Source organism: Paracoccus sp. 22332, assembly GCF_052045125.1.
Lineage (GTDB): Bacteria > Pseudomonadota > Alphaproteobacteria > Rhodobacterales > Rhodobacteraceae > Paracoccus > Paracoccus haematequi_A.
On sequence record NZ_JBQEOI010000109.1, the window covers coordinates 1 to 1,693 of the forward strand.

General features: G+C 57.9%; 2 protein-coding genes. One reads left to right on the forward strand and one right to left on the reverse strand.

Features of this window, described 5'->3' with window-relative positions:
* Window positions 1–601 precede the first annotated feature (601 nt).
* The gene (locus tag ACTJI6_RS23995; RefSeq protein ID WP_440804267.1) at window positions 602–1,261 is read right to left on the reverse strand and encodes a hypothetical protein; all 660 of its coding nucleotides are present in this window, start codon (window positions 1,259–1,261) and stop codon (window positions 602–604) included.
* Between the two features lie 185 nt (window positions 1,262–1,446).
* On the opposite strand from ACTJI6_RS23995, the gene ACTJI6_RS24000 reads away from it, so the two are divergent.
* Window positions 1,447–1,611 (forward strand): hypothetical protein, encoded by a 165-nt coding sequence (locus ACTJI6_RS24000; protein WP_440804269.1) that lies wholly within the window; start codon window positions 1,447–1,449, stop codon window positions 1,609–1,611.
* The last annotated feature ends 82 nt before the right edge of the window (window positions 1,612–1,693 follow it).

The window sequence follows — 1,693 nt, forward strand, 5'->3', positions numbered from 1 at the left end:
GATGTTGAAGGCCTTCGCCGCCTGACGCTGGCTCATGCCCGCCGCGCAGGCCTGGCGAACCCTGAGATATAGTTCCACGCTGAAAATCCTCGCGCCCTCCCTGCTGCCGCAGAAAGGGAAAGGGTGGACGACTTTTACGCCGCCCGCAGCAGCTCCATGCCGCCGCTTCCGTGGACTAGTTTCTCACCGCCGTTCTCACCTCTGCAGAGAGACGCGCAACTTCACAAGCGTACTCACCGGGAGTTCCGCCAGGGTTCTCCGCCAACCAATCGCGGTAGTCCTGATCCTCAAAATAGACGATGGCCCCCGCACCCACAAACGGTACCGCCGCCACGAGCCGACGAAGACGCGCCTTCGCCTTCGTCCGCGCAACAGCTTCAGCGAGTTCATTACGATGACGGATAGCGGCTGCGGCTGCGTTCGCACTCATCGTAGCAACCGCAGCTGAAAGCTGAAGCGCCCAGAGGGTCGTCCCGATGACCGACGAGGCGAGTACGAAAACGAGCGCAACTACAAAAGCCGTGCTCCGAAGGGCTCGTGTCAACCAAAGCATAGGAATGAGGACCAATGCACACTTGCTTCAGTCAAGGCTCTTGAGCGCCTATTGAGCAGGCGAAGATTGGGCAATGAAAGCAACGTTACCGATAACCGTGTTCAGTCCCCAGTCTCGGTGTTTCAGAACGCCGTTCACGACATAGAGATCCTCGACCGAATATCGCTGGGTGCTTTCTGCGCCATCACTTAGAACAAGCATGGCGCTCTCGCGGTTCATCGGATCGATCTCCAAGCGGAGGTACGCCGGATCAGCGTTCACCGCTATTGATTCCAGAATCCTCAGTACTTCCGTATAATCGGTGACGCGTTCGTCGTAGAAGTAGCAGACACCTTCATACCCACCTACTCCAACGGCGGTTACGGCACCGGCAATGATCGTTGCGGGGGCCATGAGCACGCCAGCCGCGGTTCCGACAAGGCCCGCGGTGCCGCCCATTATGCCAACTGTACCCGCTGCGGAAGCTCCCCCGGCGGTCGAACCAAGCATGGTCGCACCCGTAATGGCATGAGTGAGAGTGTAAAATCCTGCGCCTTTGGCAGCGATACCCGCCGCAGCGGTTCCAAGGCCCGTCGTCGCTACTACTCCCGCGCCGGATCCGCCGATCAACTGACTCGGGCGGTAGTCACACGCCCCGGCATTTGCCATGTTTCCCGAAAAGGACAAGGTCGCTGCCACAAAAACAGCCGGAGCAGACACTTTCATCATGGCACGACCCCCCCCCCTTTTCTTAGACGTCGACATAGGAGCAACCTTGGTCTCATTCAAGTATCCGTGATCAACAAGGGACGCGGACGATCGGCAGACATTGATTCTCCCTATGAAAACTGTTGCAGCTACGTCACACGGGCAGTGGGGGTCATGTCTCTCGATAACGAGCAATGGGATAGCTGATGGACGAGGATTTGACTGTTCGAGAGGCAGGAGAGCGTCGCCTCGTGGCCGAGATCGCTGGCATGATGGCCGCTCCGAGCATTCTGGTCGATGGATTTGGTCACGACGCCGCCTTCGTCGACCTCCGTCAAAAGGACAATGTGTTGATTTCCACCCAGAACTGAGCCGGCATTTCCATCGAGAAGTGAGCCACCTCTGACTATGGATTTCCGGTCATTCAGTGGTCAAGGCGTGATTGTTCTCCTT